The sequence below is a fragment of the Nonomuraea guangzhouensis genome (assembly GCF_019396345.1).
Taxonomy (GTDB): Bacteria; Actinomycetota; Actinomycetes; order Streptosporangiales; family Streptosporangiaceae; genus Nonomuraea; species Nonomuraea guangzhouensis.
Map to the genome: position 1 here is coordinate 232834 of NZ_JAHKRM010000015.1, position 23462 is coordinate 256295.

At 71.1% G+C, this 23462-nt stretch carries 24 protein-coding genes; 17 read left to right on the top strand and 7 right to left on the bottom strand.

The genetic code is table 11. From position 1 onward, the window contains the following. Positions 1–144 precede the first annotated feature (144 nt). A complete protein-coding gene (locus KME78_RS30410; RefSeq protein ID WP_219532821.1) occupies positions 145–744 on the bottom strand; it encodes an IS607 family transposase in 600 nt (199 codons plus the stop codon). Between the two features lie 77 nt (positions 745–821). Here KME78_RS30410 and KME78_RS30415 point away from each other — a divergent pair, with 77 nt between their 5' ends. After that, positions 822–1847 (top strand): 6-phosphofructokinase, encoded by a 1026-nt coding sequence (locus KME78_RS30415; protein ID WP_219532822.1) that lies wholly within the window; start codon positions 822–824, stop codon positions 1845–1847. 136 nt (positions 1848–1983) lie between these two features. On the opposite strand, the gene KME78_RS30420 is transcribed toward KME78_RS30415, so the two are convergent. After that, the gene (locus KME78_RS30420; protein WP_246652089.1) at positions 1984–2760 is read right to left on the bottom strand and encodes an MHYT domain-containing protein; all 777 of its coding nucleotides are present in this window, start codon (positions 2758–2760) and stop codon (positions 1984–1986) included. A 137-nt stretch (positions 2761–2897) separates the two neighbouring features. Then, positions 2898–3869, bottom strand: a complete 972-nt coding sequence (locus KME78_RS30425; protein WP_246652090.1) for an MHYT domain-containing protein — start codon at positions 3867–3869, stop codon at positions 2898–2900. A 113-nt stretch (positions 3870–3982) separates the two neighbouring features. Between KME78_RS30425 and macS the strand changes: the two genes are divergently transcribed. The 3 genes from macS to thiI are packed head-to-tail and all read left to right on the top strand — an operon-like array spanning position 3983 to position 7006. Continuing rightward, positions 3983–5083: a MacS family sensor histidine kinase gene (gene macS / locus KME78_RS30430; protein WP_219532824.1), complete on the top strand. Its 1101-nt coding sequence runs from the start codon at positions 3983–3985 to the stop codon at positions 5081–5083. A 26-nt stretch (positions 5084–5109) separates the two neighbouring features. Then, positions 5110–5751 (top strand): response regulator, encoded by a 642-nt coding sequence (locus KME78_RS30435; RefSeq protein WP_246652093.1) that lies wholly within the window; start codon positions 5110–5112, stop codon positions 5749–5751. Positions 5752–5809: 58 nt separating this feature from the next. Further along, a complete protein-coding gene (gene thiI, locus KME78_RS30440; RefSeq protein WP_219532825.1) occupies positions 5810–7006 on the top strand; it encodes a tRNA uracil 4-sulfurtransferase ThiI in 1197 nt (398 codons plus the stop codon). Between the two features lie 60 nt (positions 7007–7066). Here thiI and KME78_RS30445 read toward each other — a convergent pair whose 3' ends face one another. Together KME78_RS30445 and aroF are read right to left on the bottom strand one after the other, a co-directional pair. After that, positions 7067–7357: a YiaA/YiaB family inner membrane protein gene (locus tag KME78_RS30445; protein ID WP_219532826.1), complete on the bottom strand. Its 291-nt coding sequence runs from the start codon at positions 7355–7357 to the stop codon at positions 7067–7069. 110 nt (positions 7358–7467) lie between these two features. Further along, a complete protein-coding gene (gene aroF, locus KME78_RS30450) occupies positions 7468–8499 on the bottom strand; it encodes a 3-deoxy-7-phosphoheptulonate synthase (protein ID WP_219532827.1) in 1032 nt (343 codons plus the stop codon). A gap of 254 nt (positions 8500–8753) precedes the next feature. Here aroF and KME78_RS30455 point away from each other — a divergent pair, with 254 nt between their 5' ends. The 3 genes from KME78_RS30455 to KME78_RS30465 all read left to right on the top strand — a co-directional run bounded on the left by KME78_RS30455 (position 8754) and on the right by KME78_RS30465 (position 11365). Next, positions 8754–9350, top strand: coding sequence for a molybdopterin-dependent oxidoreductase (locus KME78_RS30455; RefSeq protein ID WP_219532828.1), 597 nt, complete (start codon positions 8754–8756; stop codon positions 9348–9350). Between the two features lie 44 nt (positions 9351–9394). After that, positions 9395–10558: a sensor histidine kinase gene (locus tag KME78_RS30460; protein ID WP_219532829.1), complete on the top strand. Its 1164-nt coding sequence runs from the start codon at positions 9395–9397 to the stop codon at positions 10556–10558. Positions 10559–10624: 66 nt separating this feature from the next. Continuing rightward, a complete protein-coding gene (locus tag KME78_RS30465) occupies positions 10625–11365 on the top strand; it encodes a LytR/AlgR family response regulator transcription factor (RefSeq protein WP_219532830.1) in 741 nt (246 codons plus the stop codon). Between the two features lie 686 nt (positions 11366–12051). Here KME78_RS30465 and KME78_RS30470 read toward each other — a convergent pair. Further along, entirely contained in the window at positions 12052–12891 is an 840-nt protein-coding gene (locus tag KME78_RS30470) for a deoxyribonuclease IV (RefSeq protein WP_219532831.1), read from the bottom strand. Positions 12892–13038: 147 nt separating this feature from the next. On the opposite strand from KME78_RS30470, the gene uraD reads away from it, so the two are divergent. From uraD to alc, 10 genes are all read left to right on the top strand, one after another. Continuing rightward, positions 13039–13524 (top strand): 2-oxo-4-hydroxy-4-carboxy-5-ureidoimidazoline decarboxylase, encoded by a 486-nt coding sequence (gene uraD / locus KME78_RS30475; protein WP_219532832.1) that lies wholly within the window; start codon positions 13039–13041, stop codon positions 13522–13524. Further along, positions 13521–13823 carry a hydroxyisourate hydrolase gene (gene uraH / locus KME78_RS30480; protein WP_219532902.1) on the top strand — a complete coding sequence of 101 codons (303 nt, stop codon included), beginning with the start codon at positions 13521–13523 and terminating at the stop codon, positions 13821–13823. The genes uraD and uraH overlap by 4 nt, the downstream gene beginning before the upstream one ends. 2 nt (positions 13824–13825) lie before the next feature. Then, positions 13826–14698 carry a factor-independent urate hydroxylase gene (gene pucL, locus KME78_RS30485; protein WP_219532833.1) on the top strand — a complete coding sequence of 291 codons (873 nt, stop codon included), beginning with the start codon at positions 13826–13828 and terminating at the stop codon, positions 14696–14698. Positions 14699–14702: 4 nt separating this feature from the next. Then, positions 14703–15563, top strand: a complete 861-nt coding sequence (locus tag KME78_RS30490) for an FAD binding domain-containing protein (protein ID WP_219532834.1) — start codon at positions 14703–14705, stop codon at positions 15561–15563. After that, entirely contained in the window at positions 15563–16036 is a 474-nt protein-coding gene (locus KME78_RS30495; RefSeq protein WP_219532835.1) for a (2Fe-2S)-binding protein, read from the top strand. Before KME78_RS30490 ends, KME78_RS30495 begins: the two co-directional genes overlap by 1 nt. A gap of 74 nt (positions 16037–16110) precedes the next feature. Continuing rightward, complete coding sequence (locus KME78_RS30500; protein ID WP_219532903.1) at positions 16111–17487, top strand: 8-oxoguanine deaminase; 1377 nt, start codon at positions 16111–16113, stop codon at positions 17485–17487. A 284-nt stretch (positions 17488–17771) separates the two neighbouring features. After that, a complete protein-coding gene (locus tag KME78_RS30505) occupies positions 17772–17987 on the top strand; it encodes a hypothetical protein (RefSeq protein WP_219532836.1) in 216 nt (71 codons plus the stop codon). Between the two features lie 66 nt (positions 17988–18053). Next, a complete protein-coding gene (locus KME78_RS30510) occupies positions 18054–19193 on the top strand; it encodes a glycerate kinase (RefSeq protein ID WP_308127191.1) in 1140 nt (379 codons plus the stop codon). Positions 19194–19241: 48 nt separating this feature from the next. Next, positions 19242–20552: an allantoinase AllB gene (gene allB, locus KME78_RS30515; RefSeq protein ID WP_219532837.1), complete on the top strand. Its 1311-nt coding sequence runs from the start codon at positions 19242–19244 to the stop codon at positions 20550–20552. Next, complete coding sequence (gene alc, locus KME78_RS30520) at positions 20553–21497, top strand: allantoicase (protein WP_219532838.1); 945 nt, start codon at positions 20553–20555, stop codon at positions 21495–21497. It begins immediately after the preceding gene. Positions 21498–21510: 13 nt separating this feature from the next. On the opposite strand, the gene pknB is transcribed toward alc, so the two are convergent. Continuing rightward, positions 21511–23433, bottom strand: coding sequence for a Stk1 family PASTA domain-containing Ser/Thr kinase (gene pknB, locus KME78_RS30525; RefSeq protein ID WP_308127192.1), 1923 nt, complete (start codon positions 23431–23433; stop codon positions 21511–21513). Positions 23434–23462: the final 29 nt, after the last annotated feature.

The window sequence follows — 23462 nt, forward strand, 5'->3', positions numbered from 1 at the left end:
GCTACGCTCGCGATTTGGTCTAGACCACTGCCCGCACGGGCGGGCAGAATGCGATGCTGGTTGTGAAAGCGTTCGGAGAATTTTATTGATCCTTGTGCCGGCTCCATCGGCATGCGTCCCGGTCGTCCGGGGACATGCGCCGCCTCACGCTGCCTCGAAGGCGGCCCGGAGGGCGGCTCTGGCCCTGCGGGCGGCCGAGCGCCGGCCGTACAAACGGGCGCAGAGCGAGGTGAGGACCTCGGCCATGTCCCGTAGCAGCTCGTCATCGACCCGGGCGCCGGGGACGGCGCCCTCGCCGCCTTCGGTGTCGTCGATGACCACGATGCGGCGGCCGGTGGCCTCCAGCGCGGCCGACAGCTGCTCCAGCCCGAACCGGGCGAGCCGGTCGCGGCGCTCGACCACGATCACGCCCACCGACGCGTCGCGCAGCAGCCGGGCCAGTTTCGGCCGGTCGCCGTCCATGCCCGAGCCGACCTCGCCGACGACCTCGGTGACCGTCAGGCCCATCCCGGTCGCCGCGGAGACCACCCGTGCCGCCTGCCGGTCGAGCTCGGCCAGCTGGTCGGTGCCGGAGACGCGGCAGTACGCCACCGTTCGTCCCGTGACCTCCGCCGTCCGATCCAGGACCATGTACCTACCGGTCGCGGTCTTGACCACCGGGACCGGCATCTTCCCGTCCCGCGCCCACTGCCAGGCAGTCTGGTAATGGACCCCGTTCCGCCGCGCCCACTCCGAGAGCTTCACGTATCGACCATCTCAGACAAAGCTGAGAAGAACTGATGTTTCCACTAACGGCAAGAAACCTATAGGAGGAACCCGTCATGCGAATCGGAGTGCTCACCGGAGGCGGCGACTGTCCCGGTCTCAACGCGGTGATCAGGGCGGTCGTGCGCAAGGGGGTGAGCGTCTACGGCCACGAGTTCGTCGGGTTCCGTGACGGCTGGCGCGGGCCGCTCGAAGGCGACACGATGCCGCTGGACATTCAGGCCGTACGGGGCATCCTCCCGCGCGGCGGCACCATTCTCGGCTCCTCGCGGACCAACCCCATCAAGATCGAGGGGGGCGTCGACCGCATCAAGGAGAACCTGGCGGCCACCGGCGTCGACGCGCTGATCGCCATCGGCGGCGAGGACACCCTCGGTGTCGCCAAGCAGCTCTACGACCGCGACGTCAACGTCGTCGGCGTGCCCAAGACGATCGACAACGACCTGTCGGGCACCGACTACACCTTCGGCTTCGACACCGCGGTCAACATCGCGACGGAGGCCATCGACCGCCTGCACACCACCGCCGAGTCCCACCACCGGGCGCTCATCTGCGAGGTCATGGGCCGCCACGCGGGCTGGATCGCCCTGCACGCGGGCATGGCGGGTGGCGCCAACGTCATCCTCATCCCCGAGCGGCCGTTCGACATCGACCGTGTCTGCGAATACGTCGAGTCGCGCTTCCGCACCCGCTACTCGCCGATCCTCGTGGTCGCCGAGGGCGCGCACCCGGTCGAGGGCCAGATGGCGCTGCAGGCCGGCGAGCTCGACTCGTTCGGCCACGTACGGCTCGGCGGCATCGGCGAGGTGCTGGCCAAGGAGATCGAGAAGCGCACCGGCAAGGAGGCCCGCACCACCGTGCTCGGCCACATCCAGCGCGGCGGCACCCCGACCGCCTACGACCGGGTCCTGGCCACCAGGTTCGGGCTGCAGGCGATCGACGCGGTGCACGAGGGCGACTACGGCAAGATGGTGGCGCTGCGCGGCACCGACATGGTCCGCGTCGGGCTCGACGTGGCGACGGCCGAGCTCAAGACGGTGCCGGTGTCCCGCTACGCGGAGGCCGAGGTGTTCTTCGGCTGATTGAAAGCGGCCTGCAAGCGGGCGGCCGTACCTTCTGAATCAGCGGGGTTACCGCTACAACCCCCTCGAGGTACGGCTTGCGCCGCGACGAGTCGGCGGCCCACCTACGCGCCGCAAGCCGTACCTAGGACATAGATCAAGAGCGGGGCGTGCCGAAGAGATCAACATCCGGCGCGCCCCCGCCGCGTTCCTCGGGCCTGCCGGCCGGCTCCGTCCCGCTGCGGCCCTCCAGCCGGGCGAGGAACTCCGCCTCGCCGCGCATCTCCTTCTCCGAGGGCGAGAGCATGACGGCGAGCAGCAGCCCCATGGTGATCACGCTGATCCCGACGATCAGCGGCAGCAGGAAGTCGATGGCCGGCGCGCCGGCGACCGGCACCGACGGGCTGTGCGCGCGCACCGACATCGCGTACATCCCCGTGTAGTGCATGCCCGCCACCGCGACACCCATGACCAGGGCCGCGCCACCGATCTTGACCGCGCCGCGGACCCGCAGGGTGAACCAGAGCGCGACGGTGGCCGCGGCGATCGCGATGAGCACCGACAGCGCGACGAGCAGCGGGTCGTAGCTCACGTCCCCCGACATGTTCATCGCGTACATGCCCAGGTAGTGCATGCCGGCCACGCCGACACCGGTCAGGACGCCGCCGCCGAGCAGGTACGGGGCCCGCTCGCCGCCCCGCCACACCACGAACAGCCCGGCGCCCACCACCACGACCGCGAGCGCCGCGGAGGCCGCGGTGAGCGGCATGTCGTAGCGGATCACCGTGCCGTGCACCGCGAAGCCCATCATGGCGATGAAGTGCATGGTCCAGATGCCGGTGCCACCGATGGCGACCGCCGCGCCCGCCAGCCAGAACCTGGCGTCCCTGCCACCGGCCAGCCGGGCCCGCGAGGTCAGCAACAGGCCGAGCATGGAGCCCACACTGGACATGGCATAGGCCAGGAGGAGGGTTACCGGCCCATGAGAGAAGTGGTCAATAGGTGACATACGCCCACACGTCCCTTAAAAGTGAATAAGGGAGTATGAGCAGGGCTCAAGGGGATTTGCAACTATCTCCGGCGTGTCTGAGGGCGAGGCTGCTGTTGCGGGAACCCCTGCTGCATCGGGGATCCAGGAGTTTCCAAGATCGGTTGCGGCTCCGGGACGGGTGCGGCGAAGAGCGGCTGCGACCGAGCGGGCTGCGGGCGAGCGGGCCGCTGCTGGACGGGCTGCGGGGGAGCGGGGAGGGTCTGCTGCTGGTGGGTGGCGCGCCTGCGCAGCTCCAGCCGGGCGACGAGCTCGGCGTCCTCGTGCAGCTCCTCCTCCGACGGCGACAGGATGACCATGAGCAGCATGGTCAGCGTGATCAGGCTGATCACGGTCATGAGCGGCACGAGGAAGTCGAGGGCGTCGGCGCCCGCCACGGGAGAGGGCTCGGCGTCGACCGTGACCAGCATCGCGTACATGCCGGTGTAGTGCATGCCCGAAACCGCCACGCCCATGACCAGCGCCGCGCCGGTGATCCAGACGGCGCGCTTGACCCGCAGCGTGAACCACAGGGCCACGGTCGCGGCGACCACGGCGATGAGGACGGAGGCGGCCACGATCTTGCGGTCATAGGAGACGTGCGCGGACATGTTCATCGCGTACATGCCGAGGTAGTGCATGCTGGCCACGCCCAGGCCGGTCAGCAGGCCGCCGCCGAGCAGGGCGAGCACCCGGCCACCGCCGTACGAGACCAGGAACAGGCCGGTGCCGACGACCACGATGGCCACCACGGCGGAGGCGACGGTGAGCGGCACGTCGTACTTGATCTGGGTGCCCTCGACCTCGAAACCCATCATGGCGACGAAGTGCATGACCCAGATACCGGTGCCGCCGATGGAGATGGCCGCCCCGAGCAGCCAGCGCATCCGCGAGGCGCCTCGGGAGGCGTGCGCCTGGGCGGTCAGCCGCAGTCCGAGCATCGACCCCATGCACGACATCACGTAGGCGAGGACTGGCGTGAGCGGGCCGTGGACGAAATGGTTAACAGCGGACATTAAGTCAGTTTCCTTGCATTAGGGTGCACCGGATTCTGCCAGTTGACCTGTCCTATTCACATGGATATCTCGACTATCTGTCAACTTGTCAAGTCGAAACATGAGAAGGGCTCATGGGCATCGAAAGGCCGTTCTGGCGGGCGATAGCGGTCTTCCGCGTCGCCTCGCTGCTGTACGCCGCCGTGCTGCTGGCGCAGCACCGGGGGTACGCCGAGCCGCTCACCGGGTGGCTGGTGATCGGCGTCATGGGGTTGTGGACCGCCGCGGCGATCTTCGCCTACTCCGTCGAGGCGCTGCGCCGGTGGCCGCTGCTCGTGCTCGACCTCCTGGTGGCCGTGGCCTGCCTGCTGGCCTCGCCGTACGTGGAGGGCGCCCGGCCGCCCGGGGAGGGCACCATGCCGGTCCCGGCCACCTGGATCGCCGGCCCGGTACTGGCCTGGGCGGTGCACGGCGGGCGGCGGCTCGGCACGGTGGCCGCGGCCGTCGTGGCGGCGGCGGACCTGTGGCTGCGGGTCAGCGGGCCCGACGCGCCCGTCCTGATCAACGGCGCGGTGCTGCTGTTCATGACGGGCGCGGTGGTGGGCCACGTGGCGCGGCTGGCCAAACAGGCGGAGGAACGCATGCAGCGGGCCGTCGAGATGGAGGCGGCGCAGCGTGAACGCGACCGGCTGGCGCGCGACGTCCACGACTCGGTCCTGCAGGTCCTGGCGCTGGTCCAGCGCCGCGGCCAGGAGCTCGGCGGCGAGGCCGCGGAGCTGGGCCGGCTCGCCGGTCAGCAGGAATCGGCCCTGCGCGCGCTCTTCATCCGGCCCGAGCCCCCGCCCACGGGGGTGGTGGATCTGCGGCCGCTGCTCATGCGGTACGGCTCCGAGCAGGTGACGATCTCGACCCCGGCGACGCCCTTGGTGCTGCCGGGACCGGTGGCCGAGGAGATGGCGGCGGCCGTCGGGGCGGCGCTCGACAACGTCCGGGCGCACTGCGGGCCCGCGGCGCGGGCGTGGGTGTTCGCCGAGTCGGGGGACGGCACGGTGACGGTCAGCGTCCGCGACGAAGGCCCGGGGATCGCGGCCGGCCGTTTGGCGGAGGCCGCCGCGGCCGGCCGTTTAGGCGTCTCCCAGTCCATCCGCGGCCGCATCGAGGGGCTCGGCGGCCACGTCCTGATCACCGGCGTTCCGGGAGAGGGGACCGAGATCGAGCTCACGGTCCCTGCCTAGTGCTCCGTGACCCTAGAGTGGCGGCCATGGTGCGGGTGATGGTGGTGGACGACCATCCGATGTGGCGTGACGGGGTCGCCAGGGATCTGGCCGAGGCGGGCTACGAGGTGGTCGCCGCCGTGGGCGAGGGGCGGCAGGCGCTCCGCGTGGCCGGGGCCGTGCTGCCCGAGGTGGTCGTGCTCGACCTGCGGTTGCCCGACATGTCGGGGGCGGAGGTGGCCAAGGGGCTGGCCGGGATGTCGCCGTCGCCGAGGGTGCTGGTGCTGTCGGCGAGTGCCGAGCCGGACGACGTGCTCGACGCGGTCAAGGCCGGAGCCTCCGGATATCTGGTGAAGTCGGCGAGCCGGGAGGAGTTCCTCGACGCCGTCCGGCGGACCGCGGACGGCGACGCGGTGTTCACGCCCGGCCTGGCCGGGCTCGTGCTGGGGGAGTACCGGCGGCTCGCCGCCCAGCCCGCACCGGCCGAGGGGCCACGGCTGACCGACCGGGAGACCGAGGTGCTGCGGCTGGTCGCCAAGGGCCTGTCCTACCGGCAGATCGCCGACCGGCTCGTGCTCTCGCACCGGACCGTACAGAACCACGTCCAGAACACCCTCCAGAAGCTCCAGCTCCACAACCGGGTGGAACTGGTGCGATATGCGATCGAGCAGGGGCTCGACGCGGACTAAAATCGGTGGGTCGAGGCGTTGCCCTCAGCGCGTCCCCATCACTCCCGGAGGTTCTGCCATGTCGATGTCCGCCCTGGGCGAGCCCTGCGTTCTGCTCAAGCTGGGCGAGATCGTCCTCAAGGGCAAGAACCGTGATCTCTTCGAACGCCGCCTGGTCGACAACATCCGCGAAGCCGTCAAAGAGCTCGGCCTCAAGCTCGACGTGCGCAAGCGGCACGGCGTCATCGCGATCTTCCTACCCGAGGGCGCCACGGCCGAGCAGTCGGAGATCGTGGCGCGGCGGGTCGCCGACGTGCCCGGGCTGGTCTGGATCCACTCGGCCTGGCGGGTCGCCAAGGACCCCGACGCCGTGCTCAAGGCGAGCCTGGAGCTCGTGTCCGAGCGCGAGGAGGTCAAGCGCGGGGCGACGTTCGCGGTGCGCTCGCGCCGCCGTGACAAGCGCTTCCCGCTGCGCTCCAACGAGCTCGACCGGCTCGTCGGCGGCGCCATCAACGACGCCTACGGCCTGCCGGTCAGGCTGAAGGACCCCGAGCTGACCGTGTTCATCGAGGTCGACAGGGACGAGGTGTTCGTCTTCACCGACGGCATCCCCGGCCAGGGCGGCCTGCCGGTCGGCAGCAGCGGCCGGGCGCTGGTGCTCATGTCGGGCGGCATCGACTCCCCGGTGGCGGCCTACCGGATGATGCGCCGCGGGCTGCACGTCGACTTCCTGCACTTCTCGGGCATCCCGTTCACCACGTCCGAGTCGATCTACAAGGCGTACGCGCTGGTCAGGAAGCTCGACCGGTTCCAGGGCCGGTCGCGGTTGTGGGTGGTGCCGTTCGGCAAGGCCCAGCAGTCGATCCGCACCTCCGGGCAGGACCGGCTCGCGGTGATCGCCCAGCGGCGGCTCATGCTCAAGACGGCCGAGGAGGTCGCGCACCGCATCCACGCCGCCGCGCTGATCACCGGCGACGCCCTCGGCCAGGTGTCCTCCCAGACGCTGACCAACATCACGGCTCAGGACCACGCGGTCGAGCTGCCGATCCTGCGCCCGCTGGTGGGCTGGGACAAGACGGAGATCATGGCCGAGGCCCGGCGGATCGGCACGCTGGAGATCTCCGAGCTGCCCGACGAGGACTGCTGCTCGCTGCTGGCGCCCAAGCGGGCCGAGACGCGCGCGAAGATCGAGGACCTCAAGCAGATCGAGAAGCGGCTGGACGCCGAAGAGCTCGCCGTCCAGCTCGCCGACTCGATCCAGGAGTACAAACTCTGAGCTGAGGCCGGGCCGCCCGTAGGGGGCCATCCAGCCGGGTGGGCCCGGCCTCAGGCTTCCTCAGGCCGAGTCCACCCTGAACGGGTCGTGCTCGGCCAGCAGCTTGTCCAGGCGGGCCTGGTCGACGCGGGTGCTGACCCCCGACAGCTCCTGGCGGTCGCGGACGACCTTGCTGAGTGTGATGGTCGAGGTGATGACGTACAGGGTGCCCAGGGCGAGGAAGGCCCTGATCCACCCGGAGGCCGGGAGATAGACCAGGGCGATCACCACTGACGACACGGAGACGGCGAACGACAGGATCGCCTGGACGTAATAGGCGGTGGTCTGGGTGGGCTGGATGGGCTTCGTCATGCCGACCATCGTCACGCCGGGCGCTATGTCAGCGCATGGGGTCACATACTCAAGTTACTGATGAGTACGGCCGACCTGGCGCGGCGCCGGCCGTACCCGTCAGGGGCGGGTCAGACCACCATCGCGGCGGCGGCGCTCTTGCCCAGCAGCGGCGGGAAGTCCCGCATGACCTGGGCCAGCTCGCCCAGATCCCCGTCGACCAGCGCCTGCGGCCCGTCACAAAGAGCCTGCTCCGGATGCGGGTGCACGTCGATGATGACGCCGTCGGCGCCCACGCCGATCGCCGCGCGGGTCAGCGGCAGCACCAGATCGCGCCGGCCGCCCGAGTGCGACGGGTCGACGATCACCGGCAGGTGCGACAGCCGCTGCGCCACCGGCACGGCCGAGATGTCGAGCGTGTTGCGCGTGGCGGTCTCGAACGTCCTGACGCCGCGTTCGCACAGCACGATGTCGAGGTTGCCGCGCTGCGCGACGTACTCGGCGGCCATCAGCCACTCCTCGATCGTCGCGTTCATGCCGCGCTTGAGCATCACCGGCTTGCCGGCCGCGCCGACCGCCTGCAGCAGTGCGAAGTTCTGCGCGTTGCGGGTGCCGACCTGCAGCATGTCCGCGTACGAGGCGACCAGCTCGACGTCCTGTGCGTCGACCACCTCGGTGACGATCGGCAGCCCCGTCTCCTCGCGCACGTCGGCGAGGATGCGCAGGCCCTGCTCGCCCAGCCCCTGGAAGGCGTACGGCGAGGTGCGCGGCTTGAAGGCGCCGCCGCGCAGCAGCGTCGCGCCGGCCACCATGGCCATCCTGGCCGCCTCCAGCGTCTGCTGGGGCGTCTCCACCGCGCACGGTCCCGCGATCAGTGTCACGGTGCCGGGGCCGATCGGCACGCCGCCCACGTGGACCGTGGACCGTTCGGGGTGGTTCTCCCTGCTCACCAGCTTGTACGGGGTGCTCACCCGCATCACGTCGCGCACCCCCGGCATGCCGCGCAGGCTCGCCTCGTCGAGCTGGGCCACATCGCCCACCAGCCCGACGATCGTGCGCCGCACACCCCTGCTCACGAACGCCTCGACCCCGGCCGCCTGGACGACCGCCACGATCGACGCGAGATCATCCCCGGTGGCCTCCTGGCCCATCACGATCACCATCTGCTGCTCCTCTGATAGAACGAAAAACCCCTGGAAACGCCGAAAGGCCCCGGGTCCTTGTGGACCCGGGGCCTTTCGTTCGCCTGTGTGCTAACGCAGCATCAGCTGGCGAACGGACTCGGGTCCGTCGCCATACCAAAACAGGAACGCGTTACGCATGGACCCGATGCTACCGCACCGCACCCGGGCGCGAGGCACGCACGGGCCGGTGGCAGGATGGCCCAAGACCACGGAAACCGGCGAGGGGAGTGTACGTGGAGGAATCGCGCCTGCCTCCGGGCCAGTACGTCCCGCGCGGCCGGCCGGTGATCCACTACGGCAGGGTGCCTCAGTTCCGGCCCGACAGCTGGGACTTCCGCGTTTTCGGAGCCACCGCCTCGGGCGCGGAGCACCGTTTCACCTGGCCGGAGTTCGAGAGCCTGCCGCGCACCGACGTGATCGCGGATTTCCACTGCGTGACCAAGTTCTCGATCATGGGCAACGAATGGCGGGGCGTGAGCCCGGCGACCATCGTCGCGGCGGCGCCGCCCGACCCGGGTGTGCGGCATGTGATGATCTGGGCCGAGTACGGCTTCAGCGCCAACATCCGGATGTCCGACTTCATCGCCCCGGACACGCTGTTCGCCATGGAACTGGACGACAAGCCGATCAGCGCCGAGCGCGGCTTCCCCGTACGGGCTGTCGTGCCCCATCTGTACGCGTGGAAGAGCGTCAAATGGGTGCGGGCCATCGAGTATCTTCTCGAAGATCGCCGGGGCTTCTGGGAGGAACGCGGCTACCACAACGTGGCCGATCCCTGGCGCGAGCAACGCTACTCCTACCAGGAAGAACCCGGTGAAGGCCCTCCGTAGGGTTTTCCCCCGAACACGGTCCGTTGTTGGCTACGGTTGCCCGCATGTCGACCACCGCGTGCGTGGTGCTCTCCTGCCTGACCTTCTTCCTCGGCTATGCGGTCGCCCGGTTGTCGCGCGGGCGTCCGGGGCCGCCCGAGCCGGCTGAGCCTCCCGCGGGCGACTGGAAGGACGAGGCGACGTTCACCGCGCTGCACATCGCCGCGCTGGCGGCCCCCTCGCTGCGCGCCGGCCTGAACCGCGACTCGGCCCGCAAGGCCGTACGCCATCTGCACGCCCTGCTCGGCACGTACGCCGTCGCGATCACCTCGACCGAGGCGGCGCTGGCCTGGGACGGGCCGTGCACCGACGAGGTGCTCACCTACGCCAGGACCGTGCTGGCGTCCGGGCGGGCCCAGGTGTTCGCCGGCGAGCCGTACGGCGCGGTCGTCGTGCCGCTGCTCGTCGAGGGCAAGCTCGTCGGCACGCTGGCGGCCTTCGACCAGGAGGTGAGCGCGGCGCTGGTGCGGACCGTCGCCGAGGTCGGCCGGTGGGTGTCGGGCCAGCTGGAGCTGGCCGAGCTCGACACCTCGCGGCGGCGCGCGCTGGAGGCGGAGATGCGGGCCCTGCGCGCGCAGATCTCGCCGCACTTCATCTACAACGCGCTGACCACGATCGCCTCCTTCGTCCGCACCGATCCGGCGCGGGCCCGCGAACTGCTGCTGGACTTCGCGGACTTCGCCCGATACGCGCTGCGCAGGGCGCACGACTTCACCACCCTGGCCGACGAGCTGACCTGCGTCGACCGCTATCTGCTGCTGGAGCGGGCGCGCTTCGGCGACCGGCTGCGCTTCAGCGTGCAGGTGGCGCCCGAGGTGCTGCCGGTGCCCGTGCCGTTCCTGTGCCTGCAACCGCTGGTGGAGAACGCGATCAAGCACGGCATGGGCAGCCGCGGCGGCACCGGCGAGGTACGGGTCGTGGCCCGCGACGCCGGGCCGGAGGCGCACATCACGGTCGAGGACGACGGCACCGGCATGGATCCCGAACACGCCAGGCGGGTGCTCGACGACGACCCGAGGCGCGAGGGCAACGGCATCGGCCTGGCCAACGTGGACGTGCGGATGCGCCAGATCTACGGCGACGGCTACGGGCTGGTCGTGGAGACGGCACTGGGTTCGGGCACCACGGTGCGGCTCCGCGTGCCCAAGACGCGCCTTAGCCCTCTGTAGTCAATTATTCGCGCTGCGTTCGCAAGTCGCTTGTGACCTCAGCGTTATTAAGGCAGCGTTGAGGTCATGCTGCGTGTGCTGGCCGTCGACGATGAGGTGCCCGCCCTGGAAGAGCTGGCCTACCTGCTCCGCAAGGACTCCAGGGTGGAGCGGGTCACGACCGCGAGCGACGGTGTCGCCGCCTTGCAGGGGATGGTGCAGATGATCGGGGCCGGCGAGCGGCTCGACGGGGTGTTCCTCGACATCAGGATGCCGGGCATGGACGGGCTCGACCTGGCCAGGCTCGTCGGCGGCTTCCCCAGCCCGCCCAAGCTGGTGTTCGTCACGGCGCATGAGGAGTGCGCGGTGCGGGCGTTCGAGCTGGAGGCCGTCGACTACCTGCTGAAACCGGTCCGGGCCGAACGGCTGGCCGAGGCGGTGCGCCGGCTGGAGGTGGCCGTGTCTCCGCTTCCCGAGCCGGGGCTCGACGATGTGATCCCGGTTGAGCTGAGCGGGATCACCCGGTTCATTCCGCAGCAGGCGGTCTGGTTCGCCGAGGCCAAGGGCGACTACGTGCGCCTCCATACGGTGGACGGCAGCTACCTCGTACGCATGTCCCTGGCGGCGCTGGAACGCCGCTGGGCGGACGCCGGGTTCATCAGGGTGCACCGGAGCACTCTCGTCTCCGCGCGGCACGTGAGCGAGCTCAGATTCGAGGGCGGCCGGGTGATGCTGACCGTCGGCACCGAGACGCTCCAGGTGAGCAGGCGGCACAGCCGCCAGGTGCGCGAGCAGCTGGTCCGCCAGCACCGCGGCGCCATCTCCTGACCGTTCCGCCCGCCCGACCCCCTCGGCCGGGGTGGGCGTGAACGCGGGGAGTGTGAACGGCCCCCCGCGCCGTTCGCGGCGCGGGGTGTTTCTTCGTGATGGGCGCGAGTTCCCTGGTCAACCGGGTTGGCCGGCTCCGTGGCGGGCCGGAGGGCCATCGTGCCCGAGCGCGCGGGGCCCCGGAATCGACCGCTCGTCGTGTCGGACCGGCCGTTCATCGTAGCTCTACGCTCCGTATGGCGATGACTACATACCGTTCGACGAGCTGTCCGTAAACTGGGGTTCGCCCGCAAGATCGCGACCGTAGTGTTTGCGCATCGGAAGCCACCCGGCGCATCGGGGGGACGAGCCGCAAGGCTCACTGCTTTGGACTGATGCGCCGGATCCACGGTGACCTTCCTGGTCACCACGGCTGTCGGGCCCTCTACCGGGGGGCAGGGCCCGCCTGCCGAGCACGTGTGGGACGCCCGCTGTGGCCGCGGAAGGACCGCGATCCGGCTAACGGGGGCGGCCGGATCGCGAGAGCGGGCGTCCCGACACGTGCACGAGGAAATACCACCCAGACGGCCAAGAGTGCGCACGTCACGGCGCCCAGCCCCATGAACCGCAGGAGCGTGCCCCTGGACGGGGCCCGGCCACGTATGGCGGGTGGGGCTCACCGGGCTGGCCGTAAAAGCAAAAGGTGGTTAACCGTCGCGGAGCTTCTTCAGCGTTTCTATATCCTCGCGGTGCTTGTCAGCTTTGCCCGGGGTCTCGATGCAGATCGGGACGCCCGCCACGGCCGGGTGGCGCATGAGGTCGGCGAACGGCTGGGCGCCGATCGTCCCGGCGCCGATGTTCTCGTGGCGGTCCTTCTTCGAGCCGCACGCGTCCTTGGAGTCGTTGGCGTGGATCAGCTTCAGCCGCCCCGGCGCGATCTCGTGCAGCGCGTCGAACGTCTCCTTCACCCCGCCCGCCGCGACCAGGTCGTGCCCGGCCGAGAACGCGTGGCACGTGTCGAGGCAGATGCCGGCTCGCGGGTGCCAGTCGAGCGTCTCCAGGTAGGGCTCCAGGTCCTGCACCGTGGCGCAGAGCATCGCCCCCTGGCCCGCCATCGGCTCCAGCAGCAGGTCGGGGCCGCCGTCGGGGATCTCGTCGAGCAGCGGCAGCAGGTGCTCGCGCAACTGGCGCAGCGCGTCCTCGCGCGGCTGCGTCACCGCCGAGCCCGTGTGCACCACGACCCCCTTGGCGCCGATCTCGACGCCGCGTCGCAGCGTGTGGCGGACCAGCGCCACGGAACCGGCCAGCGTCTCGGCGTTGGGCGAGCCGAAGTTGGCCAGGTAGGGAACGTGAACGAAGGTGTCGACGCCCGACTCGGCCAGCGCGGCGTCCTGGTCGGGCTTGCCCGCCGTGAGCGCCCAGGCGCGGGGATTGGTGACGAACACCTGGATCATCTCGGCGCCGATCTCGGCCATGTACGCCAGACCGCCCGTCGCCAGGCCGCCGGTGACGGAGACGTGTCCGCCGATGAGAGAGGTTGGGGTCATGATGCCTACCAGTTTAGGCGGGCCGCGCACCGGGCTGGGCTGGGCCTGGAAGTTGGAGCATGACACGAAAAGTCATAGCCAATCGCTGGGCCGCTTGAGAGTTCTTGCGGATGGACCGGGCAGCACGCGGATGTGTGTACTGCTGCTATGCCCAAGACGCTCACCGGCCTGGCCGAGTTCAACGCCCGGGACGATGTCGCGGCGGAGCTGCTCGCCTGCTGCGCCTCCCGTGCCTTCGCCGAGTCCGTCGCGGCCCAGCGCCCCTACCGCGACCCGGATCGGCTCACCGCCGCCGCCGACGCGGCCGTGCGCGGCCTGGCCTGGCCCGACGTCCTCGAAGCGCTCAGCGCGCACCCCAGGATCGGGGAGCGCGCCGCCGGCGCTTGGTCCAGGCAGGAGCAGTCGGGGGTCGAGGACGACACGCGCGCCGAGCTGGCCGAGGGCAACCGGGCGTACGAGGACCGTTTCGGCCACGTCTACCTGATCTGCGCCACCGGCCTGACGGGCGCCGAGATGCTCGCCCGGCTACGCGAACGCCTCCGCAACGACGAGGAGACCGAACGCGAGACCGTCCGCGACGAACTGGCCAAGATCACCAAGTTGCGGCTGGTCAAGCTGCTGGAGGGGTCCTGATGAGCTTCTCGACACACGTCCTGGACGCCGTCACCGGCCGCCCCGCCGAAGGAGTCGCCGTACGGCTGGAGCACGCGGGCGAGGTCGTGGCCGACGGCCGCACCGACGCCGACGGCCGGATCAAGGGCTGGAACCCCGGGCCCGGCGTCAACCGCGTGGTCTTCGACACCGGCGCCTACCTGGCCGACACCTTCTACCCCGAGGTCGTCATCACCTTCACGGTGACGGACCCGGCAGCGCACTATCACGTGCCGCTGCTGCTCAGCCCGTTCGCGTACTCCACCTACCGAGGGAGCTAAACGTGCCCGACGTCATCCTGGGTCCCAACCGCTACGGCAAGGCGGAGACCAGGCTCGTCCGCGTCGTCCGGGAGGGCGAGGTACACCACCTCAAGGACGTCACCGTCAGCTCCTCGCTCTCCGGCGACATGGAGGCCGTCCACCTGACCGGCGACAACGCCACCGTCCTGCCGACCGACTCGCAGAAGAACACCGTCTACGCCTTCGCCAAGCAGTACGGCGTCGACCAGATCGAGGACTTCGCGCTGCTGCTGGCCCGGCACTTCGTCGAGTCGCAGCCGCCGATCCACCACGCCAGGGTGGAGATCGAGGAGTACGCCTGGGAGCGGATCTCCGGCGACCGACCGCACTCCTTCGCCCGCAAGGGCGGCGAGGTGCGCACCTGCGTCGTCCACCACGACCGGGACGGCCGCACCACCGTGGTCTCCGGCCTGAAGGACCTGGTCGTCCTCAACTCGACGGGCTCGGAGTTCCACGGCTACATCCAGGACGAGTACACCACGCTCCCGCCGACCACCGACCGCGTCCTCGCCACCGCCGTCGCCGCCCGCTGGCGCCACGGCGCCGAAGGGTCCGCCTACGGCAAGTCCTACGAGGAGGTACGGCGCTGCCTGCTCGAGGCGTTCGCCGACACGCACAGCCTGTCGCTGCAGCAGACGCTGTACGCGATGGGAAAACGGGTACTGGACACCCGTGGCGAGGTCTGCGAGATCAGGTTCGCGATGCCTAACAAGCACCACTTCCTGGTGGACCTGTCGCCGTTCGGCCTGGACAACGACAACGAGGTCTACTTCGCGGCCGACCGCCCCTATGGCCTGATCGAGGGCGGCGTACTCCGCGAGGACGCCCCCGACGCCGCATTCGCCTGGGAGTAGAGCGATGGAATTCTTTCGCCCCACGACATGGGACGAGGCGCTGGCCGCCAAGGCGGACCAGCCCGAGGCGGTGCCCATCCAGGGCGGCACCGACGTGATGGTGGAGATCAACTTCGACGTGCGCCGGCCGGTGGCGCTGCTGGACCTGACCCGGGTGCCCGAGCTCCGGACCTGGTCCCTGGAGGACGGCCGCTACCGGGTGGGGGCCGCCGTGCCGTACACCACGATCATCGAGGAGCTCGGCGGCCCGCTGCCGGGCCTGGCGCAGGCGTCGCGGACGGTCGGCTCGCCGCAGATCCGCAACCGCGGCTCGGTCGGCGGGAACCTCGGCGCGGCCTCACCCGCGGGCGACAGCCACCCGCCGCTGCTCGCCGCCGGAGCGGTGATCGAGGTGGAGTCGCGAGACCGCGGTGTCAGGATGATCCCCGCGCACGAGTTCTACCTGGGCGTCAAGCGGTCCGCGCTGGAGCCGGACGAGCTGATCAGGGCCGTCCACCTCGAACCCGCCGCGGGCCCCCAGTACTTCTCCAAGGTCGGCACCCGCAACGCCATGGTCATCGCGGTCTGCTCGTTCGCGGTCGCGCTGCATCCCGGCGAGGGCCGGGTCGGCACCGGCCTCGGTTCGGCCGCGCCGACGCCGCGCCGGGCGTTCGCGGCCGAGGAGTTCCTGCGCCGCGAACTCGACTGGAGCGCCCGGCTCGACCCCGCCGTACTGGCGCGGTTCGGCGAGCTGTGCGCCCAGGCCGCCGCGCCGATCGACGACGTGCGCGGCACCGCCGACTACCGCAGGCACGCGATCGGTGTGATGGCCCGCCGCACGCTGACCTGGGCCTGGAACGACTACCGAGGAAAGAGGGCCGCCTGATGCGTGTCACCTTCACCGTCAACGGCCGCGAGGAGTGCGCCGACGACGTGTGGGAGGGCGAGAGCCTCCTGTACGTACTGCGCGAGCGGGTCGGCCTGCCCGGCTCCAAGAACGCCTGCGAGCAGGGCGAATGCGGATCGTGCACGGTCTATCTCGATGGCACGCCGGTCTGCGCCTGCCTGGTCGCCGCCGGTCAGGCCGAGGGCCGCCAGGTGCGTACCGTCGAGGGCCTGGCCGACGGCGACCGGCTCGACCCGGTGCAGGAGGCGTTCGTCGAGAGCGGCGCCGTGCAGTGCGGCTTCTGCACGCCCGGCCTGATCGTGCAGACGCACGACCTGCTGGCACGCGTCGACCAGCCGTCCGACGCGGAGATCCGCGAGGCGCTCGCGGGCAACCTGTGCCGCTGCACCGGCTACGAGAAGATCTTGGACGCGGTACGGCTCGCGGCCTCGCGAAAGGCGGCGACCAGGTGACGCCTCCGACGCAGCCCGGCCCTGGACAGTCCGGCCCCGCGCAGTCGGGGTCGGTGCAGTCGGGGTCGGTGCAGATCGACAACGTCTACATCGCGCCCGTCGCCGGGCCCGAGATCCGATCCGGATATATCAGGATCGAGGGTGATCGGATCACCGGCGTCGGCCCGATGGCCGAGGCGCCCGCCACCCCGGCGGCCACCCGGATCGACGGCACCGGCTGCCTGGCCACGCCCGGCCTGGTGAACACCCACCACCACCTCTACCAGTGGGCCTCGCAAGGGCTGGCCCAGGACGCGACGCTGTTCGAGTGGCTGACGGCTCTCTACCCGGTGTGGGCCGCCATGGACGCCGAGGTCGTCAGGGGCGCCGCGAGCGCGGGACTCGGTCACCTGGCCCTGTCCGGCTGCACCACCTCCAGCGACCACCACTACGTCTTCCCGAAGGGCCGTGGCGACCTGTTCGCCGCCGAGATCGAGGCGGCGCGCGAGCTGGGCATCCGCTTCCACCCGGCACGCGGCTCCATGGACCGGGGCGAGTCGCAGGGCGGCCTGCCCCCGGACGTCGTCGTCGAGCAGCTCGACGAGATCCTCACGGCCACCGCCGAGGCCGTCGACGCCTACCACGACCCCTCGTTCTCCTCGAAGCTGCGGATCGCGGTGGCGCCCTGCTCGCCGTTCTCGGTCAGCGGCGAGCTGATGACCGAGGCCGCCGCCCTAGCCAGGGACCGGGGAGTGCGCCTGCACACCCACCTGGCCGAGACGCTGGACGAGGAGGAGCACTGCCGCGAGCAGTTCGGCATGCGGCCCGTCGAGTACATGGAGAAGCTCGGCTGGCTCGGCCCCGACGTGTGGTTCGCGCACGCCGTGCACCTCAGTGACGCGGACATCGGCAAGTTCGCCGCCACCGGCACCGGCTCCGCGCACTGCCCCTCGTCGAACGGCCGGCTCGGCGCCGGAATCGCCAGGGTGTCGGAGATGCTGCGCCGCGGCGCGAACGTCGGTCTCGGCGTTGACGGCAGCGCCTCCTCCGAGCTGACCACGCTGTCCGGCGAAATGCGCCAGGCGCTGCTGTTCCAGCGGGCCGTGCACGGCCCCGGCGCGCTGACGGCCAGGCAGGCGCTCGAACTGGCCACACTCGGCGGCGCCCGCAACCTCGGCCGCCAGGACGAACTGGGCACGCTCGAAGCAGGCAAACTCGCCGACATCGCGCTGTGGCGGGTGGACGAACCCTTCGCCACGGCCGTGACCGACCCGGTCTGCCGCCTGGTCTTCGCCACCCGCCAACCGCCACTGGCCCGCCTGCTGGTCGGCGGCGAGACGGTCGTCGAGAACGACGAACTCCGGACCGTCGCCCACGACGCCACCGGCCGCGCGGGCGCCCAGGCACACCACCGCCTGACCCGGCTGGCCGAGGAACGCGGCATCACCGCCGCCAAGGAGGTCCACTCGTAACGACGCCCTGCGGGCTCCGGAGCTCGCCGCGGCGGGGCTCGCGGCGGCTTGGTCGGCGGGACCGTGTAGTGCGCGGGCCGCGATAGGGCTGTGCGCGCTGATGGGCATCGCACTCGCCCTCGTCTCCTCAGCCGTCGAGGCCACGCAGGCCGTCCAGGCCACGCGGGCTGTCCAGGGCGCACGGGTCGTCCGGGGCCTGAGAGTCCCGTGAGGCGTGAGGGTCGCGTGGTGTGATGCTCGCGTGGGGTGTGAGGGTCGCGTGGGGTGTGAGGGTCGCGTGGGGCGTGCGGCGTAGGGTCGCCCGGGGCGCGCAGGCCGCTCAGGGCGCGCTGGCCCCTGGCGTGCGGGCGGCCCGGGGCGCGCGGGTCGCCCGGGGCGAGTTGCGGGCCGACTGGGGCGCGCGGGTCGCCCGCGCCGCGAGCAGCCGAGGGCCCGGAACGTCGGAGGCGAGCAGGGCCGGAACCCGACGCCAGTTCGAGTCGCCGCTCGCCGGGATGTGATGATGAATCGTCGCGCCTCCCCGGAGGCGGGGTCGTTCGCCGTTCGTCACCGTGTGGGAGTTCGTAGTGGTTGAGCATGTGCTCGTTGCCCCCGACAAGTTCAAGGGGTCGCTGACCGCCGCCGAGGTGGCGGCCCACGTGTCGGCGGGGCTCGGCGTCCCGACGGTCGAGCTGCCCGTCGCCGACGGCGGCGACGGCACCGTGGACGCCGTCGTGGCCTGCGGCTTCACCCGGATCTCCCGCCAGGTCACCGGGCCGACGGGCGAGCCGATCCAGGCCTCGTACGCGCGGCGCGGGGACACGGCCGTCGTCGAGCTCGCCGAGGCGTCCGGCCTGCGCCGCCTGCCCGGCGGCCACGAGCCGCTCACCGCCACGAGCTACGGCACCGGCGAGCTCGTCGCCGACGCGATCCGCCAGGGCGCCAAGCGCGTCGTCCTGGGCCTGGGCGGCAGCGCCTGCACCGACGGGGGCGCGGGCATGGCGCAGGCTCTCGGCGCCCGCTTCCTCGACGCTCAGGGCGACGAGCTCGAGTACGGCGGAGCGGCCCTGAGCAGGCTCGACCGCATCGACATCACCGGTTTCACGGATCTGTCGGGCGTTGAGGTGGTGGTGGCCAGCGACGTCGACAACCCGCTTCTCGGCCCGCACGGCGCCGCGGCCGTCTATGGGCCCCAGAAGGGCGCGACCCTGGAGGACGTGCCGGTCCTGGAGCGCGCGCTCAGCCGCCTCGCCGCCGTCGCCACGCGTACGCACGGACTCGCGGGCGCCGTCGAGCATGACGACGTGCCCCGCCCGATGGGCGTCGCCGGGGCGCCCGGCGCGGGAGCCGCGGGCGGCGTGGGGTTCGCCGCGCTGGCGTTCCTGCACGCCGAGGTTCAGCCGGGCATCGACTACCTCCTCGATCTGCTCGGGTTCGGGGAGCACGTCAAGGGTGCCCGTCTGGTGGTCACCGGTGAGGGCTCGCTGGACGAGCAGTCGCTGCGCGGCAAGGCCCCCATCGGCGTCGCCCAGGCGGCCGCCCGGGCAGGGGTGCCCGTGGTCGCCGTCTGCGGCCGCCGTACCCTGTCCGACGCCGAGCTCCGGGCGGCGGGCATCGAGGCCGCCTACGCGCTCACCGACCTGGAACCCGACACGGTCCGCTGCATGGCCGACGCCGGCCCGCTCCTCGAACGCCTGGCCGCCAAGCTCGCCGCCGACCGCCTGTGACCGCCCGTGACCGCTGCGACCAGGACCTTTGACCAGGAAGGGGCGCACATGACCGGCTACGACCTCGTGGTCCGATCGCGCAGGACCGTCACCCCCGACGGCGAGCGGGCCGCTTCGGTGGCCGTTCGCGACGGTCGGATCGTCGCGATCGGCGCGTACGACGACGCGCTCGCGGCGGCCGAGGACATCGACCTGCGCGACCTCGCGCTGCTGCCCGGCCTGGTCGACACCCACGTGCACGTCAACGAGCCGGGCCGCACCCACTGGGAGGGGTTCGCCTCGGCGACCAGGGCGGCCGCGGCGGGCGGGGTCACCACGATCGTGGACATGCCGCTCAACTCACTCCCGCCCACCGTCACGGTGGACGCGCTCGACGCCAAGCTGCGCGCCGCCGCCGGGCAGTGCCACGTGGACGTCGGCTTCTGGGGCGGGGCGGTCCCCGGCAACGTCAAGGACCTGCGCCCGCTGCACGACCGCGGTGTCTTCGGTTTCAAGTGCTTCCTGTCGCCGTCGGGCGTGGAGGAGTTCCCGCCGTTGAGTCCTTCGGAGGTACGGTCAGCGCTCACGGAGCTCGCCGGGTTCGACGGCCTCATGGTCGTACACGCCGAAGACCCGGCGCTGCTCGCCGAGCCGGTGGGCCCGACGTACCGGGAGTTCGTGGACTCCCGGCCGGGCGCGGCCGAGCGCAGCGCGGTCGAGCAGGTGATCCGGCTGGCCAGGGAGACCGGCACCAGGGTGCACATCCTGCACGTCTCCAGCGCCGACTGCCTGGAGCCGCTGGCCGCCGCGCAGGCCGAAGGGGTGCGCGTCACGGCCGAGACCTGTCCCCACTACCTGACGCTGGCCGCCGAACAGGTGCCCGAAGGCGACACCGCCTACAAGTGCTGCCCGCCGATCCGCTCCGCCGCCAATCGCGACCGGCTCTGGGACGGGCTGGCGAGCGGCGTGCTGAGCTGCGTGGTCTCCGACCACTCGCCCTCTCCGGCGGATCTCAAGGTGCCCTCGTTCGCGGCGGCCTGGGGCGGCATCGCCTCGCTCCAGCTCGGCCTGCCGGCCGTCTGGACCGAGGCGTCGCGTCGCGGTCACGGGCTGGCGGACGTGGTGCGCTGGATGTCCACCCAACCAGCGGCAATGGCCCATATTTCCCGAAAGGGCGCGATAAAGGTGGGCAATGACGCTGATCTGGTGGCGTTTGATCCCACGGGAGTGAACACGGTCGACGCGGCCCGGCTGCACCACAAGAACCCGGTGACGCCGTACCACGGCCACCTCCTCAAGGGCGCCGTCCTCACCACCTGGCTCCGCGGCCGGCCCGCCGACGGTGTACCGCACGGAACCTTCCTGTTTGGAGAGCAGTAGATGCCCCGCTTCACCGCGCTGCCCGACCTCGCGCTCCGTACCCTCGGCGGGTCGGTCGTCGCCGCCAGCGACGAGTCGTTCGCCGAGAAGGAGAGCCTGATCCGGCCGGGACGGCCCGGCTTCCAGGCGGAGACGTTCGGCAACAAGGGCCAGGTCTACGACGGCTGGGAGACCCGCCGCCGCCGCGAGCCCGGCCACGACTGGGCGATCGTCCGGCTCGGCCTGCCGGGTGTCGTGCGCGGCGTGGTGATCGACACGGCCTGGTTCAAGGGCAACTACCCGCCTCACGCCTCGGTCGAGGCGGTGGCCGTGGACGGCTACCCGTCGCCCGCCGAGCTCGCCGAGGCCGCGTGGGCGGAGATCGTGCCGAGGAGCGACCTCAAAGGCGACGCCGAGCACGCTTTCGAGGTGACCGACGAATCCCGTTACACGCACGTCCGGCTGAACATGTACCCCGACGGCGGCATCGCGCGGCTACGCGTGCACGGTGAGGTCCGGCCGGATCTGTCCCTGTACGACGGGCTCAGCCTCGACCTGGCCGCCCTGGCGAACGGGGGCCGGGTCATCGCCTGCTCCAACGAGTTCTACTCGGCCCCCGACAACGTCCTCGCCCCCGGGCTGGCCCGCCACCAGGCGGAGGGCTGGGAGACCGCGCGGCGGCGCGAGGAGGGGAACGAGTGGCTGGTCATCCGGCTCGCCGCGCGCGGCATCATCAGGCTCGCCGAGATCGACACCACGAACCTGCTGTTCAACGCGCCCGGATGGGTGTCACTGACCGGGTACGACGGTGAGCGTGAGGTCGGGCTGCTGGCCAGGACGCGGTTGCAGCCCGACACCCCGCACCGGTTCCGCCTTGAGGGCGACGAGCCGGTCACGCGGGTGCGCGTCGACATCTACCCCGACGGCGGCCTGGCGAGGGTCCGGCTCCACGGCAACCTCGCCTGACCGGCCGCCGAGGTCACTGCCAGAGGACGACCGTCGCGCCGGGCGGGCGCTCGCTGTTGCCCGCCGGGCGCTGGAACCGGACGACTCCGTCCTTCGTGAGCTTGCGGACCTGCACCTTGAAGCCGAGCCCCTGTAACTCGTTGCGGGCGTCGTTGACGTTCTTCCCCACCACCGACGGGACGAGCTGGAACTCCTGGTCGTCCCGCGCCTCGTTGTCACCCTTGAACCAGTCCCAGAAGTCGGTCTGGCACCGGGCCACCGTGATCATGGCCTGTGCGCCCTGGTCGACCTCGGACTTGGCCTTCGGCGTCTGTGCGATCACCGTGCACGGCTCGGCGTCGTCGTCGACCTCGTTGACCTGCACCTGGAAGCCCTGGGTTTGGAGGTAGTTGGCCGCTTCGTCCTTGGGCATGCCGCCGACGTCGGGCATGACCAGCCCCGCGCTGACGTAGATGTTGACCTTCGAGCCTTCCTTGACCTTCTCGCCCACCTCGGGGGAGGTGCGGATCACCTTGCCGCGCTCGACCCCCTGGTTGGCCAGCCGGCTGACGCGATTGACGTCGAGCCCGGCCTTGGCGACCGCGGTGCGGGCCTCGGGCTCGGTCATGCCCTCGACGTTGGGCACCAGCACCCGCTTCGGCCCCAGCGAGGGCACCAGCGTGAGGACCGCGCCGCGCTCGAGCTCGACGTTCCGTCCCGGGTCGGTGCGGAGCACGAGGCCCTCGGCGATCTTCTCGTCGTTCTCGCCGGGGGCCGTCTTCACCTTGAAGCCACTGGTGGTGGCGGCCTTCTGGGCCACCGCCAGGTCCTTGCCGACGAGGTCGGGCACCGGTACGTACGTGGCCTGCGAGAAGTACCAGCCCGTCAGCGCCACCGCCACCACCATGACGACGGCGAGCGCGACCAGGAACCAGTTGGGCCGGAAACCGGCGCGCCGCGCGGGCACCTCCTCGCGCGGCTGGATCAACGTGTGGTTCGCCGCCGCCTGAGGCATCTGGAGCGGCGCGGTGCCGGGCCTGGAGCTCGGCGCGGAGTACGGCATGGAGTGCGCCCCGGACGTGCGCGTGTGCGCCGGCGGTGTCGTCGTACGGGGCAGCATGCGGTGCGCGTCCACGGCCGCCACCAGCATCGCGGTCGCGTCGGCGGGACGGTCGTCGGGGGAGCGCGCCGTGGCGTGCGTCACCAGCGTGTCGATCAGCGGCGGCACCTCCGGCACCACCGACGACGGCGGCGGCACGGTGTCATGGACGTGCCGGTAGGCCACCGACATCGGCGTCTCGCCGTCGTAGGGCTGCTGCCCGGTCACCAGCTCGAACAGCATGATGCCCGCCGCGTAGACGTCGCTCCGCACGTCGGCGCCGCCCGTCATGACCTGCTCGGGCGACATGTAGCCGATCGTGCCGATCATCACGCCGGTACGGGTCTGGTTCGTGGCCTCGATCGCCCGGGCCAGGCCGAAGTCGACCACCTTGACCCGGCCGTCGTCGGTGAGCAGCACGTTCTCGGGCTTGACGTCGCGGTGCACCATCCCGGCCTGATGGGCCGCGCCCAAGGCCGCGAGCACCGGTATCATGATCTCCAGCGCCTCGCGGGCGGGCAGCCTGCCCCGGTCGCGCAGGGTGTCGCGGAGCGTCTTGCCGGGGACGTACTCCATCGACAGATAGACCACGTCGGTGTCGGTGCCCTGGTCGAAGACGTGCACCACGTTGGGGTGGGAGAGGCTGGCCACAGACTTGGCCTCGCCGATGAATCGCCGCACGAACGCCGGGTCCTCGGCGAGCGAGCGATGCATGACCTTCAGCGCGACCGTGCGGTCAAGCCGGACGTCCAGCGCCAGGTAGACGGTCGCCATACCGCCCCGCGCGATCCGGGACTCGATGCGATAGCGCCCATCGAGCAGCCGGCCGACCAGGGGGTCCGCAGTCGTCGTGTCCACCCCGCTGAGTTTACGGGCGTTTTGCCACT

Excerpts from the sequence above, each read along its gene's own strand:
- KME78_RS30415 (WP_219532822.1), top strand. The coding sequence starts at position 822 with ATGCGAATCGGAGTGCTCACCGGAGGCGGCGACTGTCCCGGTCTCAAC.
- KME78_RS30420 (WP_246652089.1), bottom strand. The coding sequence starts at position 2,760 with ATGCTCGGCCTGTTGCTGACCTCGCGGGCCCGGCTGGCCGGTGGCAGG.
- KME78_RS30425 (WP_246652090.1), bottom strand. The coding sequence starts at position 3,869 with ATGTCCGCTGTTAACCATTTCGTCCACGGCCCGCTCACGCCAGTCCTC.
- macS (WP_219532824.1), top strand. The coding sequence starts at position 3,983 with ATGGGCATCGAAAGGCCGTTCTGGCGGGCGATAGCGGTCTTCCGCGTC.
- KME78_RS30435 (WP_246652093.1), top strand. The coding sequence starts at position 5,110 with ATGGTGCGGGTGATGGTGGTGGACGACCATCCGATGTGGCGTGACGGG.
- thiI (WP_219532825.1), top strand. The coding sequence starts at position 5,810 with ATGTCGATGTCCGCCCTGGGCGAGCCCTGCGTTCTGCTCAAGCTGGGC.
- KME78_RS30445 (WP_219532826.1), bottom strand. The coding sequence starts at position 7,357 with ATGACGAAGCCCATCCAGCCCACCCAGACCACCGCCTATTACGTCCAG.
- aroF (WP_219532827.1), bottom strand. The coding sequence starts at position 8,499 with ATGGTGATCGTGATGGGCCAGGAGGCCACCGGGGATGATCTCGCGTCG.
- KME78_RS30460 (WP_219532829.1), top strand. The coding sequence starts at position 9,395 with ATGTCGACCACCGCGTGCGTGGTGCTCTCCTGCCTGACCTTCTTCCTC.
- KME78_RS30465 (WP_219532830.1), top strand. The coding sequence starts at position 10,625 with ATGCTGCGTGTGCTGGCCGTCGACGATGAGGTGCCCGCCCTGGAAGAG.
- KME78_RS30470 (WP_219532831.1), bottom strand. The coding sequence starts at position 12,891 with ATGACCCCAACCTCTCTCATCGGCGGACACGTCTCCGTCACCGGCGGC.
- uraD (WP_219532832.1), top strand. The coding sequence starts at position 13,039 with ATGCCCAAGACGCTCACCGGCCTGGCCGAGTTCAACGCCCGGGACGAT.
- KME78_RS30490 (WP_219532834.1), top strand. The coding sequence starts at position 14,703 with ATGGAATTCTTTCGCCCCACGACATGGGACGAGGCGCTGGCCGCCAAG.
- KME78_RS30495 (WP_219532835.1), top strand. The coding sequence starts at position 15,563 with ATGCGTGTCACCTTCACCGTCAACGGCCGCGAGGAGTGCGCCGACGAC.
- allB (WP_219532837.1), top strand. The coding sequence starts at position 19,242 with ATGACCGGCTACGACCTCGTGGTCCGATCGCGCAGGACCGTCACCCCC.
- alc (WP_219532838.1), top strand. The coding sequence starts at position 20,553 with ATGCCCCGCTTCACCGCGCTGCCCGACCTCGCGCTCCGTACCCTCGGC.